The sequence below is a fragment of the Hydrogenophaga sp. genome (assembly GCF_019635465.1).
GTDB lineage: Bacteria > Pseudomonadota > Gammaproteobacteria > Burkholderiales > Burkholderiaceae_C > Hydrogenophaga.
The window spans coordinates 68,322-84,238 of the sequence record NZ_JAHBZK010000002.1; the positions used below are offsets into that span (position 1 = coordinate 68,322).

Genomic DNA, 15,917 nt, shown 5'->3' on the forward strand with positions numbered 1-15,917 from the left:
CTTTCGCAACGGTTTCTGCCTCTCGACCGTTAGAACTGATCGGTTGCACCCAGCCCAAAGCGAGCATTGCACCCTCATCCAAGATGCACACTTCGCACAACCAAGTCGCGCTTCATTGACCGGCCAGGCTCCAACGCGGGGCCAGCGTTGCGACGTTAGAGATGTTCCAGCCAAGTTGACTTGAACATCCTTCACATCGCCGCGCCGACGGGTTTCGCTACCACAATGATCGGAACGCAGTCTGTTGTTATGCGTACCAACAGCACGACTGCTGTTCAGCTCAATGGGACTGGGTGCATTCTTCGAGAGTTCGTCCAGTAGGCTCTATCGCGGGCGACCACGAATAGGTCTAGTGAACGAGCCAAAACATGTCTTCGCTGCCGGTAGGTTTGGCATCAACCCGGCCAAGCATTTGTAGTCGCTGCGTCATCGAGTTCGAGCCGGTCTCACGCTATCAGTGTGCGATCCAATGTGAGCGGCACAAACATCAGTCGCAAGACAGACAAATCAAAGCCTAGTTCGATCCCAGCAGTCCTAGATGCTTGCGATAGATGTCCGCAAGCTCCTGTTCTTCCCTCTCGCCTTCCTTCGAGTCATCAATGTCCGAAGAATCCGTGAACTCCAGTCGCGGGTTCTCCTTGATGAAATCATCTACGATGGCATTGACTTCCGCCAACATTCGCTCGTTGGCTTGGCTAGCCGGCGTTGCCTTCGTCTTCCTTGCTCTTTTCATCAATCGGTTCTCCTTTCGCAGACTTGGCGGGACGATTCCTGAAGAAATGTTCGTTGAACTCGGGTTGGAAGTAGTGCTTTCGATCGATCCAGACAAAGCCATCACCTTTCGAAATCACTGCCACGTCGATTGGCCCACCGACAGTCTCATCTTCCCCGGTCGTCATGCGTTTCTGAAACGAGCTCAAAGTCACAAGGGAAGCCGCCACGTGCGCAAGCTCCTTTTTCGGCAGATGCACGACCGACTGGAGGATCGGCATTCTGTGGTTTCGCTCTTTGAACCCCGAGAACTCCTCGATTGCACTCTTCGCAGCCTTCACGGACACAGCGCTCAATTGAGCCTTGTAGGCTTCCTTCCTGACTTTGGAGACGCCAGGGAACCCGTCAATGATGGCCTCGGGCGTCTGTACGTATGCTTTCGCAAGTGCCCGGACCACCTGAATCTCAACCTTTGGACTGATGCCCTCCAAGAAGGTCTGGGCCATAGAGGATTGTGCAAATGGCTTGATCACGGACGTTTTGTCCTTGCTGATCTCCCAGGTCTCCACGAGCTTGTGTTTCAGTTCGCCCTCGAAAACCCCACCAATCTCGTACTGCTGCATGACTGGGAAGTGCTCGGCTTCCCCGTATCCGGCAATGACCAATCCTGTCAAGGACTCCATGACAATCTCGTCCTTCTGGACAACCAGCTTGGCCAGCTCGTACAAGTCGGGCGTCAGCTTGTGCAGAACTGCGGGCTTCAACCCTTCGAAGACCTTCATCGTCAAGCCGGAGATTAAACCCGACTGCTTGGACTTCAAATCAGTCGCCACGTCCTTCTTGAAGCAAGCAGCCTCTTTCTTGGCTTTCCACTCCTTCAAAGCATTTGTCACCACAGCGGTGGGAATGGCTTCTAGGTCCTGTTGGGTAATGCCTTCCCCGTTGTTGACCAAGGCGTCGAATCGCTTCTTGATGCCATGCGCAATCCCAGTGAAGAACGTGCCGATGAGAAGCTTGTAGTAGTGCTCCTGCACGTCGAGCGGAAACAGCTGAAGGTTGTCAGTCAGGAAGGCAATGAGATCGGCTGCGTAGCCCTTCAGATGTGGGAAACTTTTTTCGCCGAGCTTGGCGCGGTACATCTTGAAGATGACCTCCCACGGAACACCCAAGAGCGAAGAGTTGTTGTAGACCATCACGCCGACGGGATGAAAGCTCGAAAGCATGAACAGCTTGTCTGCGTGAAAGAACTTCGCCTTGCCATTGGAACGCACGGTCGCCGCGCTGTCGCTGGCTAGCGCGATCCCGAGCCGGTTCATTACCACCACTTCTGCCGTCACGTTATTCCCTCCCAGCGGCCGACAGGCCTTGACCTCTATTTTCTTTGCTGCTTGTTCGAGATGATGCGCGCGATGTCATCAATAAGAGAGTCAAAGTCAGACTGACGAGAGTCATCTCCCTCAAACGCAGCCGCCCCCTGCAACCCCACATCAGACGGCGGGTTGAGCAAGGCCCGCAACTCGCGCAGCTTGACGGCCGGGGTCGCCCGAGATCTGCTGAGCCGTGCCATCTGGGGCTTGGCCTCCAAGTTCGCCCGCGCAGTGCTGGCCGCCAAGACCAGTCGCATCGACTTCGCGAGATCGGCTCGTTCCATAGCGGGCATGGCGTGCGGGGACTGAGCTGCCAAGACTAGGTCTTCCAGACCATCTAGCAGGCCTTCGAGCTGCTGCGCGGCGTTTAGCTTCCTACTCATCGCTTGTCCTTCCAAACTTACGCGCCAAGGTGCGCTGGATCCGCTTTTGGGCGCTCGCATACTGCACTGGGTTCATTCCTGCGCGCGCCTGTGTTTCGGTGGGTGTTAGCCCTTCAGCCAGTCCATGGATCACATGCAAGGCTTGAGGGTCAGCGGAGAACAGCGCTTCCACTTGCCGGATGGCTTGACGGGCCGCCAACTCCGTTTCCAGTGTCTGCTCGCCGGCCACAGTTTCTACGGCGCTGGGCCCCTCGTCATCGGCCCCAATCGCAGCCTGCTCAATCGGTTCGTTGGCGGTTCGAGCGCGTACCTCGCTGGCAATGCTGCGCATGGTCTGTGCTAGGAAGGCGACCAAACTGACGCTTAGTGGCCAAAGGCGTGCTCCGGCCAGCGCTCGGTAAAGCGCTTCGTGCAGCAGATCTTCCCAGCTCATGGAGGGCAGGCCGAGCGCGCGCAGCTTGGCAATCTGTCGCAAGGACTGTTGCTCACCAGGAGACAACATGGAGAAGGCCTCCGCCACCTGATGGGGGGAGGCCACTTCTCTTGGCTGCGGTGCAAAGCTGGTCATCTCAAGAATGTATGCGCGCCCGCAAGCGGGTTGCGGACATGTCCCTCACAAAAGATTTCTGTCTGGTTAGGGTGTGCTGGTGCGCATATCTAGTTGAGCGGCCAATCACCGCGAACCCAGAAAGGCAATAGGTACACCATGACAGCTGAAAACACTTCCGCCGCTAAGGACTCGGACCGTAAGCAGGTCTACAAAATTACGATCGACAAGGTGCATTTTGATGTGCTCCAACCCTTGATCTCCGGCGCCGCCTTGCTGCAGCTTGCAGGAAAGGTGCCGGTAGATCAGTTTGGTGTCTATATCAAGCGCAAGGGCGCCCAGCCCGAGCGAATCGGCTTGGACGAGGACGTTGACCTACGCGAGCCGGGCGTAGAGCACTTCGTCACTTTGCCCCTAGATCAGACGGAGGGTTGAGGCATGCGCAGGGAGTTCTCGCTGCCGGCGGAGGATATGGAGTGGCTCGACGGCTGCGGCTACGCCTATGACCTAGCCGAAGAGGCCAACGTTCTGCGTGTAGTCCTACACAACTTTCCAGTGCCCGCCGGCTACAACGTCTCGACCGTTGATGTCAATGTGCGGATCGAGCCGGGCTACCCCGACGCCCAGATCGACATGGCCTACTTCTTACCGGCACTGACACTTCAAAGCGGGCGCGCGATCCGCGCGACCAGTTCGGACAGCTTCGCCGGCCAGGAGTGGCAGCGCTGGAGTCGGCACCGCACGCCTTCGAACCCTTGGCGTCCCGGCATCGACGGCTTGGGCACCCATTTCGCGCTTGTCCAGGAATGGCTGGCGCAGGAGCTCAAGAAGGTCTGAACATGAACATGGGCATGTCGTTGACGTTGGCGCAGTTCCAATTCGAGGAGTTGGCCTCTCACCTTTTTCCGCCAGACGGCTGTGAAGCCGTCGCTATCGTGTTGTGTGGGCGCGCAGAGTCTGCCTACGGTCATAGGCTGGTAGCGCGCAAGGTCGTGCTTGTGCCCTACAGCCAATGTAGCGTCCGCAGACCCGACCGTGTGACGTGGTCCACAGCAATTCTGCTGCCGCTGCTGGCAGAAGCGAACAAGCACAACATGTCGCTCGTGAAGATCCACGGACACCGGGGTTTTGATCAATTCTCTGCGATCGATGATGAGTCCGATCGCGAATTGTTCTCCAGCATCTATGGCTGGATGGATCAGGACCAGCCCCATGGCAGTGTGGTGATGATGGACGATGGCCGCTGTTTCGGCCGTGTCGTGGCGCCCGATGGCAGCTTCGAGGCACTGGCGAGAGTGACTGTCGTAGGAGACGATATCCGAGTGTTCGATGCGCCACGTGCAAATCAGGGCGTTCCGGAGCAAGGTCACAGGATAGCGCAGACCTTCGGTAAGGGCACCTACGAAAAGTTAGCTCACTTGCGCGTCGGCGTTGTGGGGTGCTCGGGAACGGGAAGCCCGGTTATCGAGCAACTAGCACGCAACTGCGTTGGTTCGCTGGTTTTGGTCGACCCTGACGTCGTCGAGCGCAAAAACCTTAACCGGATCCTGAATTCAACGATGGCCGACGTCGCCGCTCGGCTGCCCAAAGTCGAACTCGCCCGGCGAACTATCTCTCAGCTGGATATGGGCACAGAGGTGCTGGCATTCCAGAGCACCCTATTCAACCGCGAGGCGGCGCGAGCGCTGGCGAGTTGCGACGTCCTCTTCGGCTGTATGGACTCAGTAGACGGCCGGTTTGCGCTGAACAAGCTAGCCTCGTTTTACGCCATTCCCTACTTCGACCTGGGGGTGCGCATCGACGCCGACGGGGCCGGTGGTGTCGACCAAGTGTGCGGTACGGTTCACTACATCCAGCCTGGCGGATCGAGCCTGCTGAGCCGCCACCTATTCACCATGGAGCAGGTCCGCGTCGCTGGGCTGTATCGAACGGATCCCGGCGAATACAGCAAGCTCCTGGGCGAGGGCTATATCAAGGGCGTCAATGAAGATCAGCCAGCTGTTATTCAGTTGAACATGCTGATTGCGAGCCTGGCGATCAACGAGTTCCTGGCGCGACTGCACCCTTACCGTATTGAAGCCAACGGAGACACTGCGGTTTTTCGAGTCAGTCTGTCGCATGGCATATTCGCGGGCGAGCCGGACGGCCTACCTTGTCCGGTTTTCAAGCGCCACGTGGGCAAAGGAGACGTCGAACCCATGCTCGACATGCCCGAACTTAGCGTCGGAGAGAGATGATGATTTGGGGTCGTCTCGCGCGTGCCTTCAGGCTGGTACTTGACCCGCGCCTGAAGTACGTTTACGAGTGGGCTGAGGATCCGCCGCCTGTGACCCGTCCCGGCTTCGTCTACTTGATCGGGGACCAACCGAAACCTTGGTCCGCGCAGTTCATCTGTCCTTGTGGATGCGGTGACGTCATCACGCTTAGTTTGATCGAGAACGATAACCCGAGATGGCGGCACGCCATCCACCCGCTGGGTTCGATTTCTTTGTGGCCGTCTGTTTGGCGGACAAAGGGCTGTCGCAGTCACTTCTACATCAGAAACGGAAAGGTGCTATGGGCCTATCCAGATGACTCGTAGATCGTCGATGACAGCGCGCGTACTCACTGGACGAGTGATCGCGCAGAGCGCAGAGAGTTGCGCGCCAGAGAACGGGCGAATGTGTATATACGAACTAGGAACATGGGGCGGATCAACACGTTGATCGCTGGTATCGCCTAGGAATAGGCGCGCTTTGGGTCAGAGACCGTCTTTCCCGTTGACATCGTCGAACGGCCGCCCCAGTCGCAACTTGTCATTGAATAAGACCAGCTAGCGCGCCGAACGGCGCACGCGCTTCCGGTAGACGCCAATCGCTGCTTCTGAGGCTGAACAACTCGTTTGCCCTCTTTCGAGGCGGTTTGATGGCTGAGTGAGTCGACTCGAACAGCCTCAATTGGTTAGGCGTTTCAATCGCTCCGATGCCACCCCAATCCAATACGGGCAGGCGGTGACCCGGGCGGCGGTAGATGACTGCCCATGCCCGTACCTCAATCCAAGGAATGCCCGCCGATTGGTATGCCAAGCGTTTGATGGTGGACACAGCATGTGTATGCCAGACCTCTATGGCCAAGAGGAGGCGACCTGAAATCGCGCAGTGCACCACCAGGTCGGGTATGTATCGCCGTCCGGCAGCCTTCAGTGGAGCTTCCGCCCGAACAGTCACGTGCACCCCTTTCTGTATCAAAGGAATCGCACCCCGCCACGTCACGCCACCGTGGAACCACCCGTACAAGATGTGGCCCGTTTGAAGTTGTTCTCGAAGCAGGTTGATCGCCATCCGGTGAATGCTGACGAGGCCCCTAGACTTGGTTTGCCGCCGCTTTCCCGAGCGCTTGCGCGCATTGCGCACCGCGCGAGACCGCGAATATTGCTTCTTGCTCATGTCACACCTCAGTTGGTTCGGGTGCGGGTAAGCTGCCAGTGATGAAGTCAGATTTGCAGTCCTCAAACCTCCATGTACCGTCCGAGTCTGCGTTGACGCAGGCTGGTAAGGTGGCGCTCACATTTCTGGAAGTTACCGGTCAGACTCAGCGAAATCAAGCTGTCCAAGTATTCCGCCACATGGCCCACATCGCAGCTGAGCGGGGTCACGAACTAGCGACCATCGAGTTCGAAACGGTGGCGTTGAAAGAAATCGTGGCGGCCAATGCTGTCAAAGGGGCGAGTGCGTGGATGAGCCCGTTGTGGAAACAGTTGGAGGGTCTCGAGGAGAGCTGGGGCCCAGGTCTGAGATCGACCGCGATTCAAATGGGCTACAGGTTTACGCCCAAACTCAGGAAACTCCATGGCTCACCCGCCAAGTACCAGCTGACCGCGGAGCCCGTGGAGATGGATCCTGGCGACATGCATCCGACACCCACCCCGGACGGAGGGATCAGGTACACGCCCGCGGCCGTGGCGGCTCCAGGGGCAGTGATATCGGCTGGATTGCGTGGCGGAGTTGTGCGCCACACCCTTCCACTAGTCGCTTCCACAAGCGCTTTTGTTGCTATCGCAATCCTTCTGCTTTCGTTCAGCGCGTGGTGGATGGTGGTCACGGGGCTTCGCTCAAACAGTCCTCTATCTACCGCGCACGTTTCCTACGCGGTCATGTGGAGCTTCGCCTCATGGACTATGTGGGGTCTATTTAAATTTCTGAGTCAGCTTGCCGACCTCGGGATTGTCATGGCTCCGGACTTCCTGGTTCCCCTCAAAGAAGACCACGTTACCTTGGAGCTGCGACCCAGAGAAGGAAACAAGAAGGGAGCGTTCGCATTCGTGCGATACACCGCCACCTGTCCCCAATGCAAAGGGCGTGTCTTGCTACACGACGGAGGCGAAGAGTTTAAATGCCGAATCGTAGGTCGCTGCGGCAACTCCCCGAGGGAGCACGTGTTCTCGTTTGATCAAAAGTTGCATGTTGGCCGTCCAATGCGCGGCTAGGCTCAGAGGCTGTTCAAGACTGGGTGCTGCCGACCGGCACATTTCAATCGATAGCTTGCTTGAGGCAAACGCTGAGATCCTCTGGCGCTGAAAAGTAATGCTGGTCTTTTGTTGGTACACCGATTCGAGTGGTCGAACGGCTGTTCTGAGAACATGAGATTGCGCAGGAACAGAGAGGGAGCACATCATGGTTAAGCGCAGCAACACCGCGTCATGGGTCGATGAACGCTACGCCAAGCAGTTGGCGCGGCAGGCAGTCGATACGCTTGATGCAGACCGCGGTAACAACACCGCAATGATGACGCTTTCGACAATGCGGAAGTCGTCGCTATTCCTGCGCGAAGAGCGGGTGCGCGTAGGCCCTGGATTCAAAGTGGGCACGCGCGTCTGGTGCCTGGACACTCCAGTCTCGCAAGCGAGAATCGACAGGCTTGCGCCCGGTCGCAGGACTCTTGAAGGGATCAAGGTGTTTGCCATCGACTACGACGACAAAGGGCGCGTTCGATTGGGCAACCTCAAATCACGCCCGCCTCTGGCGAATATCAGTCAACACGCACTAGGGCGTCTTTTCGAACGGCTACGCACCAACGCGCTCGATGATGTGGTGCGCGAAGCATTGATCCCAGTCTCGTTACTAGCCCAACCGATGCTCGACGCGGTCGGAGAAGAAGTGGAGATCGCACTTCTGGGGCTTGGTCGCATGCCGGCGGTGGTGCAAGGAGCGTGCGACGTCGTCGGTGCGCCCATCGGCGCTTTCTGGCAGGTCAAGACTTTCATTGCATTGCCGTTGACATAGCCTCGCTGCGAACAACGGCCAGAAGTTAGGCGTGTCCGTCGCATTACCCCAGATGAGTGACGAACGAACGAGTCAGACAGGTTGCTGTCGACCAAGTAGTCCGTTCCAAATTGCCGCGGGTGTCCCGAGAGACAGTCATTCGTGCGCCCATGCGCGGGTCGCCCAATCTAGTTAGGCGTGTGCAGCAGGACCGTCAACGTCTGAGTGAACAAACGCGACGGCGTTTGCCCTCTTGGCGAGCAAGTGCGGACCGTCGAACTTCAACAGTGGTCCAAGCTCATCGAAAGAAAATTCAGCGCTCCATGAGCCTGCGGCATAGCCACCCAGTGTGTAGGGGGGAAAGTACACGCTGATGCCGGTCGCGCTGAGTGAGAAGTGGAGGTAGGTCGACCATTCGGGAGGGAACGATCGTGCAATCTCCTCGCGATCGTCAGCGCTTGGCGGGGTTTCGAACCGCGCTTCCCACTCCTTCTCAATCTTCTGAATACAGAGCTCTGTTAAGTGCTGACAGGCCGAATATGGATCAGAGAAGAAGTCCTCCAACCGCAACTTCACTAGACCATCGTCCTTTGCAACGAAGTTGTGCGTGGTCGCGCCCTGAAATCCATGCGCGGCGCCAGCGAAGTATCCGAACTCGTAACGGATCATGCTGATGATCGACTCGCCAACAAGCACCGGCTCTAAAGAGAAGCTGAAGGAGCTTGCAGCGAATTCACTATCGGTACCGACCCAATGCTTGAACCGCTCTGGATCCTGCTCCAACTTCGTTCGCCGTGCTTCAAGGAGGCAATCGAAGCGCATTGCGGTCACGTACTCGTTCAACTCAAGAGCGATATTCGAAAGTGTGGATGACTCAAAGTGCGGGAAACGAAGCTCGAGCGAATAGCCGGGTAGTCCAGACCACTCAAGAACTTCTTTGCGTGGGTAGACCAAAAATGGTCCCAAGGGCAAACCGTCATTGACGGCAATCTCGCGTTGCTGCGCTGCCAACGAGAGTGACTCGACCACCTTGTGCCATTCGTTTGGAAGTCTGATGTACTGAAGCACTTGAGAAATTTGGTGCGGGACTTCGCACTCCTCAAGCATCAATGGAATCACACCGATGTCGCCGGGTAGAAGTGACTTCAACCGCTCCAGTGCATCGTGGATCTCCCGCTGAACGTAGCCGCGTTTGCGAACGCTTCGTGGCGTCATGAAGATGAGAACTACATCAGACGAATAAAAGGCGCGCTGAATTTCTTCATCCCAGCGCTGGCCTGGCAGCAGCTTCCTGTCGATCCAGGGCTCATGCCCAAGCGCCCTGAGTTTTTCAAAGTAAGGCAGGACAAGCGCCCTGTCCTCCGATGCGTGGTTCAGAAATACCTTGAGCACGTTCGCTTTCTTGGCGGATGCTTGACCGCTGTGGTGTGGTGTAGTGAATGGGTCGCCGGGGACATTAGGACCTCCCTCCACATTGAGCATCCGGTTCCCCCCGGTTGATTCCACCGTGGGCGGCGATCCTCTGTTCGCGAAGTATGACCGGCGGCAACCGCTGCGAAAGGGAAGCCTGGTCAGACGAGGCCGCCCCGAAAACTGACGTCGAACATTCGCCCATGGCGTGTGAGTGAACGTGCACGCCGGTCACCAGTCCGACGACGTCGGACCTAGCCCGTATGCAACGCGGACTGCATGGAGTCACTGGAATGTGCCCTTCCGCGTATCGAACGTTGCGCTGCGCACTACTGCCTACGCCCTCCGAGCCATCAGACGCCTTCAGGCGACTATGAGCTAGTAGACCACGGGACCGAAATGCCCCACGTAGCCGATCTGGGTGAGGACTAATCGATTGATGCAATGCACACTCACCGACCGTTTCTCGATTGGGCGCCCGAAGAGTGCGAAGTTCGGAATCGTGAAGGTGCGGCCGTACTCCTCAGCCTGAGGATGAAATCGACGCAGCGAAAGCCCGTAGGCAGTTTCGAAGGGACGCCCGCCCGTGCGGATCAAGCTGAAAAACGAGGGATAGATTACTCCATCGAAGCCTGCATCCCTCGCTGACAACGCAATCGCGCGGGAGATCTCGTAGGAGTGAGAGCGTGCAAGGAACAGCATGTGAATCGCCATGTCCAAGCTTTCGAACTCCGTCACATCCTCCTTGAGAACGTGCGTCAGATCCAACAACCTCATATCCCGCTGCGGCTTCAGCGTCGCGACGAAGATCTCATCCTCGGCGGTTGCTCGGCACTCGTGAATGCAGATATCGATGTCCTGCGAGCCGTACAGAACGGGGAAGCTGACTGAGTCAAGCCGCCCTTTGCCTGCCAGTTCAGTTGGCGGGCTGTCGTACTCACTGGGGTCTGCAGGTTGTCGAGGTCCGACACGGAGGCGATAAAAGGCGGAGCCCTTCGCTAGCGTCTTCTCAGGATACTCTCTCAAAACGCGCGCGATGACCTGAAGACGCTTTGCCGGATCTTCAAGATCCCTTAGAGGCTCGACTTCTCCTACCATCCAGAGACGGGGCCCGTAGTGGAAGAACCCGATCTTCGCTGCGTCCTCGATCAGCTTGATGTCACCCTTCAACCATTGCGATGGGGAGATGTCGCTCCTGCCATAGTGGTACTCGTTGAACTGGATGACCGGAGCGCCGCCATATGGTCCCCGAATTGTCGTGCCACTCACAAAGAAGCGCCAAGCTAGAGCTTCAATGTGATTCTTGGTGAGCTTCCGGCCATTCGGACTCTTGCAGTTTGGGCAATCGCCCTCCTTCTCAAGGCCGTGCTTATAAGCGTCGATACGGAGACCCTCATCCACAAAGCAGTCTGAGCAGAGAAGATGGGGACCGCTGTCGTTGCTAGTCGTCGTCATCTCGAGAATCGGCGATGCCCGCGGCGTTGAGGTTTGAGAGGTAGCGCATTGCCCCACGCTGATTCTCAGCGCGGGCGGCAACGAAAGACTGCCTTGTACCAGTCAGCACACATACCGGTTTGCGCCGCGATTGGCTGCAATCGCTGCTCAACTGCCCCTCGAGCTGGACAAGAATCGCGAGCTACTACGCCACTTCCGGTGGGACCAGACCTATCCCGACGTCTGGTCTGAGTTGACCCGTTCAAGCAGATCACTGATATCGATCTGAAAGTACTCGCAAAGTCGATCGAGTACCTCCAGTTCAATCCGCTCCGCTGTCTCGTAGTACAGCCTGGTCAGCGTTCCCCGATTGATCCCCGTGTCGCGCGCGACGTCCGCGATCTTGAGCTTGCGCTCCCCCATCAGGCGGGCGAAATGGCAGCGGATCATGACCCCGTTTGTCAGAAAATGATCTATAGAAGATCAAAAAGGGTTGTTGTGGGTCAAAGCATGGGATATAGTGATCTACAGGAGATCAAAAACACCTGTTGCTTCGCAAACTGGTCTCCCAGTGTAACTGCTCAAGAAAGGAGAGCCAAACATGCAAGTCCCTATCGCGGCCGGGCCGCATCAGACCTACCTAACGACCGACGAGTTGTCGGCGCTGATCAAGTACGACAGCCGAACGATCCGCGATCGGCTGAAGGACAGCGTGCTCATCGAAGGGCGGCACTACATCCGCCCCTTTGGTGGCCGCAAGACGCTCTACATCTGGGAGCACATCCAGGAGGACATGGCGCGCCACTCGCGGGTGATGAGCTCCGGCATCCCCATGAGCAGCGGAGGTGCGCTCCGTGGGTAGTATTCGCCGCCGCCCTGAGTCCGGGCTTCTGTTTCTGGACTTCAAGTATCTCGGCCAGCGTCTGCGCGAGCAGACCGCATTGCCAGATACCGAGACCAACCGCAAGCGCCTTCAAAAGGCCCTCGAGCGCATCGAAGGCGAAATCGCCCTCGGCACGTTCGACTACGAAAAAACCTTCGGCAAGCCACTTCCCACCAAGCCTGGTGAAGGGATCGCCGAAGCTTCGATCAACGACGCTGCAAGCATTCAGCCCACCACGCGCACCGGCACGCCCTTGTTCAAGGACTTCGCCGACATGTGGTTCGCCGAGTGTGAAGTGTCCTGGCGCCGCAGCTACCGCGTCACGCAACGGGGATCGCTGGACCAGTACCTGATCCCGTACTTCGGGGACAAAGAGGTCGGCTGCATCACCAAGGCAGACGTTCTGGCTTTTCGGGCAACGCTCGCCAAAGTACCCGCCCGCAAAGCTTCTTCCACGCTGTCCAACCGCCGCATCAACTCCGTGATGAAGCCGCTGCGGCAGATCCTCAACGAGGCGGCCGACCGTCTGGAGTTCACTTCAGCGTTCCGCAACATCAAGCCGCTGAAGATGAAGCGCAGCGACGTCATGCCCTTCACGCTCGAGGAGGTCCAGCAGATCCTCACGACCGTGCGGGCGGACTTTCGGAGTTACTTCACCGTGCGCTTCTTCACCGGCATGCGCACCGGAGAGGTCCACGGTCTCAAGTGGAAGTACGTCGACTTCGAGCGTCGCCTGATCCTGGTTCGCGAGGCCATCGTGATGAAGGAAGAGGATGAGCTCAAGACCGACGGCAGTGTGCGCGACATCCAGATGACCGATCTGGTGTTCGACGCCTTGCAGGCGCAGTTCAAGGCCACCGGAAAACTCTCCGAGTTCGTCTTCTGCAACCGCAAGGGTGAGCCGATCGACAACCAGAATTTTCTGAATCGGGTCTGGTCACCGCTGCTGCGCCACCTGCAGCTGCCGCACCGTCGCGCTTACCAGATGCGCCACACGGCGGCGACGCTGTGGCTCGCGGCAGGCGAGGCGCCGGAGTGGATCGCGCGCCAGCTCGGCCACACCAGCACCGAGATGCTGTTTCGGGTGTACAGCCGCTATGTGCCCAACCTGACGCGCCGCGACGGCTCGGCCATGGAGCGCCTACTGAAGCAGCACATCTCGGTCGCGCCGGTGCAAGGCCTGGTGGTGCGTTTGCCGGAAGAGGGCGCCATGCTGCCTGGCACCAGTCAGTCCGGCGCACGTGCAGCCTCATCTGATACAGCCTCATCTGATGCCGCCGTCAACGACGCGCTTGATCCCACAACGCTCCAGGTCGATTCGGGTGCGCCGCTGCAGGCGGTAGAGGCGAGCACGGCGGCAGTCAACGACGCGCAGGCGTTTGAGGTGTTGCCTGCACCGCGGCGTCGAAAGGATGCGGCGGGAACCAGCGCGAAGAAACGGGTCGGCGGGGGACAAGCCGATGCCGAGATCGCGGCGCTGTTCAAGCCCCCGCCCGAGCCACCGTTCCTGAGGCAGGGATGACGCTCATAGCCCGTTGAGAACCGGTAGAGCGCCCAGGCGCTTCGCTCGATACCTACACGACCTGCGGAACACCCGCTGAAGGTCCACGGAAGACCCCGGAGGACCCACTGAAGACGTTCTGAACCGGCCGGACCGATGTGTCCGCTGCACCGGTGAGGCGAAGCCTTGCCTGAAACAGCCCAAGCGCACCGAAACACGACTTCGAACGACCCGATCTCCGAACCCAAAACCCAGTTTTCCCATTCGCGAAAAGGACACCACCATGAACACGAACCGCAAGACCGCCGCCCAGTGCACCCAACAACTGATCGCTCAAACCACCGCCCGCGCTGCCGCGCAGTTGGTTGACCAAACCGACGGCACTGGTCACATCAAGCCGCATGCCGACCCGGTGGCCCACGCCCTGGCCATGCCCAACGTCCTGCGTGAACTCTCCAAGAACATGGGTGAGTTCGAGAAGAGCGTGCGCAGCCAGCTCTCGGCGCGCTTGGCCAAGCCCGCGGCCAACGATGGTGGTCGCGCTGAAGGCTCGGATCGCTCTGACCTCAGCACCGGCTCGGGCACCGGTGGCTTTGCCCCCTATGCCGTCTCCCCCGGCGAAGAGATGCCCAACCTGCTGGGTGAACTGGCAGAGCCCGGCTCGGTGTTTCGCATGAACACGCTGCTGAGCGCTTCTTTCCCGCTCGGCCCCGTGGGCCCGTACACCAACCAGCACGGCCAAATCTGCCAGCGCCGAGAAGGCAGTGTCTCAATCGCCCTGCTCGGCAGCGGTGACCAGACGCTCGTGCTGCCCACGCCCTCGGAGCAGGCCGAGATCGTCCAGGCGGCTTCTCCCCGCGTGCGCTGGATCCGAGCTACCAAGACCCGCGTGCCGGGTGTGCCTGGTGATGCTCTCCTGGTCACGGGTATCGACCAGCCGCGCTCGGGCCGTGGCTCGGGCCCCTGGTTGCTCGATCACCTGGGCCTCTCGGGTGGCATCACGGCCGACCTGAACCACGCCATCCTGAGCTTGAAACCCGCTCACCAGGCGTTGTTCATGGCCGCGATCGCCCGGGCCGACATTGAGCAGGGGCTAATGGCTCTGCTGCCGGAGGTGCGTGCGCGCAGCGTGGTGCACCCACTGGCCCTCGGCGTGGTCGCGGCCGGGCAGGTCAATTCGCCTGAGCTGACCCGGGATGAAACCTCTCTCGTTCGCCTGGCCTGCTTGATTGCCGAACTGGGGTCTCTGCGCGGGGCACCGGATCCGGTGTCGGGTGGCGGCTATTCGTCCAGCGAAGCCCTGGCCCGAGCGCGCGATGCCGAGCGCGCCGCGCACCCGCTGACCCAGCTCACGCTGCGCGGCCTGCTCACCCGCTTCATCAACCTGGAGCCGATGAGCAATGCGGCCGATGGCCAAGGAGGCATGAAAGATGCGGTGAACGACGGTGTCTGGCTGCAGTTGCTGCTCTCGGACGCGGTTCACCAGCAGTACCGCATCGGTAGCAAACACGGACCCCTGGGCAAGAACCCCGTCAACCCGCGCTTTGCGCTCATGGCGCAGACCTTCTGTGATGCCATGCAGCTGGCACGCCGCGAAGCTTCTGCCCGACTGCGTGATGCCCGTCCTGATCCTCAACAGCCGCTGCCGCTGGAGCCCGTGCCGACGCTGGTGACCGCGGCGCTGGCCCGGGTCCCTGGGGATTCGGCTGAAGTGGGTGCAGGCGCTGAGGATGCTGCGGACGCCGAGCACGAGTCGGACCGCGACCCGCAGGATGGCGCCCAAGGCGATCTTGACCTGGCGTACGAGCCCGACGAGGGGCCGCTCACCGAGGAGCCCGAGATCGACGACGGCGAAGACGACGTTTCTCCTTTGCTGATGGCCATGATGGCGCTCCCGCCTGAGCCGCTGCGAGCGGACGAATCCCGCACTGGCCTCGGCTCCGATCCTCGGCGGGCGTCTGGGCGAGAACCCGAGCGTGATCTCTACACCTACGCGGACCGCAAGCTTCCCTGGCCACGCCCGAGTCTGGCCTGGGCGGCCGGCATGCTCGATGGCGACGGCTGCATCAGCATCGTCAAGCAGCGCTACCCGAACCGAGCCGCCACCTACCGCCTGGTGGTGCAGATCACGCAGAACTGCCTCAAGACCCTGGAGCACTTTCGGGAGTGTGTGGGGGAGGTCGGCCCGATCCACGAGGTGACCCGGCGCATCAGCCACAACAAGCAGGTCTACGCCCTGATGTACTCGGGTCCCAAGGCGACTCTCGTGCTGCAGCGCCTGGCCGCGCACCTGGTCCGCAAACGCGCCGAGGCCGAGGTGGCGTTGTCCTTCATCGAGAAGGGGCAGGTGGGCCGACGCTTCGGTGCGCGGTGCGTGCCAGTCGAGATCGAGCGCATCCGCATCAGCCATTACAACAAGCTACGCGCGCTGAAGTGAGGTC

16 protein-coding genes are annotated in these 15,917 nt (G+C 59.4%); 8 read left to right on the top strand and 8 right to left on the bottom strand.

Annotated features, from left to right (window positions below; all coding sequences use genetic code 11):
- Positions 1-514: 514 nt before the first annotated feature.
- From KF871_RS02000 to KF871_RS02015, 4 genes are all read right to left on the bottom strand, one after another.
- Positions 515-736 carry a hypothetical protein gene (locus KF871_RS02000; protein ID WP_291137573.1) on the bottom strand — a complete coding sequence of 74 codons (222 nt, stop codon included), beginning with the start codon at positions 734-736 and terminating at the stop codon, positions 515-517.
- Positions 696-2,048, bottom strand: coding sequence for a hypothetical protein (locus KF871_RS02005; RefSeq protein WP_291137575.1), 1,353 nt, complete (start codon positions 2,046-2,048; stop codon positions 696-698). Before KF871_RS02005 ends, KF871_RS02000 begins: the two co-directional genes overlap by 41 nt.
- A 35-nt stretch (positions 2,049-2,083) precedes the next feature.
- A complete protein-coding gene (locus KF871_RS02010; RefSeq protein ID WP_291137577.1) occupies positions 2,084-2,362 on the bottom strand; it encodes a hypothetical protein in 279 nt (92 codons plus the stop codon).
- A 91-nt stretch (positions 2,363-2,453) separates the two neighbouring features.
- Positions 2,454-3,029, bottom strand: a complete 576-nt coding sequence (locus KF871_RS02015; protein ID WP_291137579.1) for a hypothetical protein — start codon at positions 3,027-3,029, stop codon at positions 2,454-2,456.
- A gap of 138 nt (positions 3,030-3,167) precedes the next feature.
- On the opposite strand from KF871_RS02015, the gene KF871_RS02020 reads away from it, so the two are divergent.
- From KF871_RS02020 to KF871_RS18740, 4 genes are read left to right on the top strand one after another with little or no spacing between them, the layout of a single operon-like run.
- Positions 3,168-3,443: a multiubiquitin domain-containing protein gene (locus KF871_RS02020; RefSeq protein ID WP_291137581.1), complete on the top strand. Its 276-nt coding sequence runs from the start codon at positions 3,168-3,170 to the stop codon at positions 3,441-3,443.
- A 3-nt stretch (positions 3,444-3,446) separates the two neighbouring features.
- Positions 3,447-3,845, top strand: coding sequence for an E2/UBC family protein (locus KF871_RS02025; RefSeq protein ID WP_291137585.1), 399 nt, complete (start codon positions 3,447-3,449; stop codon positions 3,843-3,845).
- Positions 3,846-3,847: 2 nt separating this feature from the next.
- Positions 3,848-5,245 (top strand): ThiF family adenylyltransferase, encoded by a 1,398-nt coding sequence (locus KF871_RS02030; protein WP_291137587.1) that lies wholly within the window; start codon positions 3,848-3,850, stop codon positions 5,243-5,245.
- Positions 5,245-5,589: a DUF6527 family protein gene (locus KF871_RS18740; protein WP_367171995.1), complete on the top strand. Its 345-nt coding sequence runs from the start codon at positions 5,245-5,247 to the stop codon at positions 5,587-5,589. The genes KF871_RS02030 and KF871_RS18740 overlap by 1 nt, the downstream gene beginning before the upstream one ends.
- Before the next feature lie 214 nt (positions 5,590-5,803).
- Here KF871_RS18740 and KF871_RS02035 read toward each other — a convergent pair whose 3' ends face one another.
- Positions 5,804-6,433: a hypothetical protein gene (locus KF871_RS02035; RefSeq protein WP_291137589.1), complete on the bottom strand. Its 630-nt coding sequence runs from the start codon at positions 6,431-6,433 to the stop codon at positions 5,804-5,806.
- 1,227 nt (positions 6,434-7,660) lie between these two features.
- Here KF871_RS02035 and KF871_RS02040 point away from each other — a divergent pair.
- Positions 7,661-8,269: a hypothetical protein gene (locus KF871_RS02040; protein WP_291137591.1), complete on the top strand. Its 609-nt coding sequence runs from the start codon at positions 7,661-7,663 to the stop codon at positions 8,267-8,269.
- Between the two features lie 171 nt (positions 8,270-8,440).
- Here KF871_RS02040 and KF871_RS02045 read toward each other — a convergent pair whose 3' ends face one another.
- The 3 genes from KF871_RS02045 to KF871_RS02055 form a co-directional block, all read right to left on the bottom strand.
- Positions 8,441-9,640, bottom strand: coding sequence for a TIR domain-containing protein (locus KF871_RS02045; RefSeq protein WP_291137594.1), 1,200 nt, complete (start codon positions 9,638-9,640; stop codon positions 8,441-8,443).
- 396 nt (positions 9,641-10,036) lie between these two features.
- On the bottom strand, positions 10,037-11,113 hold the full coding sequence (locus tag KF871_RS02050) for an RES family NAD+ phosphorylase (protein ID WP_291137596.1): 1,077 nt from the start codon (positions 11,111-11,113) through the stop codon (positions 10,037-10,039).
- Positions 11,114-11,323: 210 nt separating this feature from the next.
- On the bottom strand, positions 11,324-11,542 hold the full coding sequence (locus tag KF871_RS02055; protein WP_291137598.1) for a helix-turn-helix transcriptional regulator: 219 nt from the start codon (positions 11,540-11,542) through the stop codon (positions 11,324-11,326).
- A gap of 151 nt (positions 11,543-11,693) precedes the next feature.
- On the opposite strand from KF871_RS02055, the gene KF871_RS02060 reads away from it, so the two are divergent.
- The 3 genes from KF871_RS02060 (at position 11,694) to KF871_RS02070 (ending at position 15,913) form a co-directional block, all read left to right on the top strand.
- Positions 11,694-11,954 (top strand): hypothetical protein, encoded by a 261-nt coding sequence (locus KF871_RS02060; RefSeq protein WP_291137601.1) that lies wholly within the window; start codon positions 11,694-11,696, stop codon positions 11,952-11,954.
- Complete coding sequence (locus KF871_RS02065) at positions 11,947-13,497, top strand: site-specific integrase (protein ID WP_291137603.1); 1,551 nt, start codon at positions 11,947-11,949, stop codon at positions 13,495-13,497. Before KF871_RS02060 ends, KF871_RS02065 begins: the two co-directional genes overlap by 8 nt.
- 262 nt (positions 13,498-13,759) lie before the next feature.
- Positions 13,760-15,913: a hypothetical protein gene (locus KF871_RS02070; RefSeq protein ID WP_291137605.1), complete on the top strand. Its 2,154-nt coding sequence runs from the start codon at positions 13,760-13,762 to the stop codon at positions 15,911-15,913.
- Positions 15,914-15,917 lie beyond the last annotated feature (4 nt).

What these genes read in the sequence shown, in the direction of transcription:
- KF871_RS02060 (WP_291137601.1), top strand. Translation starts at nt 11,694, where the DNA reads ATGCAAGTCCCTATCGCGGCCGGGCCGCATCAGACCTACCTAACGACC.
- KF871_RS02040 (WP_291137591.1), top strand. Translation starts at nt 7,661, where the DNA reads ATGGTTAAGCGCAGCAACACCGCGTCATGGGTCGATGAACGCTACGCC.
- KF871_RS02055 (WP_291137598.1), bottom strand. Translation starts at nt 11,542, where the DNA reads ATGATCCGCTGCCATTTCGCCCGCCTGATGGGGGAGCGCAAGCTCAAG.
- KF871_RS02020 (WP_291137581.1), top strand. Translation starts at nt 3,168, where the DNA reads ATGACAGCTGAAAACACTTCCGCCGCTAAGGACTCGGACCGTAAGCAG.
- KF871_RS02010 (WP_291137577.1), bottom strand. Translation starts at nt 2,362, where the DNA reads ATGGAACGAGCCGATCTCGCGAAGTCGATGCGACTGGTCTTGGCGGCC.
- KF871_RS02015 (WP_291137579.1), bottom strand. Translation starts at nt 3,029, where the DNA reads ATGACCAGCTTTGCACCGCAGCCAAGAGAAGTGGCCTCCCCCCATCAG.
- KF871_RS02035 (WP_291137589.1), bottom strand. Translation starts at nt 6,433, where the DNA reads ATGAGCAAGAAGCAATATTCGCGGTCTCGCGCGGTGCGCAATGCGCGC.
- KF871_RS02025 (WP_291137585.1), top strand. Translation starts at nt 3,447, where the DNA reads ATGCGCAGGGAGTTCTCGCTGCCGGCGGAGGATATGGAGTGGCTCGAC.
- KF871_RS02030 (WP_291137587.1), top strand. Translation starts at nt 3,848, where the DNA reads ATGAACATGGGCATGTCGTTGACGTTGGCGCAGTTCCAATTCGAGGAG.
- KF871_RS02070 (WP_291137605.1), top strand. Translation starts at nt 13,760, where the DNA reads ATGAACACGAACCGCAAGACCGCCGCCCAGTGCACCCAACAACTGATC.
- KF871_RS18740 (WP_367171995.1), top strand. Translation starts at nt 5,245, where the DNA reads ATGATTTGGGGTCGTCTCGCGCGTGCCTTCAGGCTGGTACTTGACCCG.
- KF871_RS02050 (WP_291137596.1), bottom strand. Translation starts at nt 11,113, where the DNA reads ATGACGACGACTAGCAACGACAGCGGTCCCCATCTTCTCTGCTCAGAC.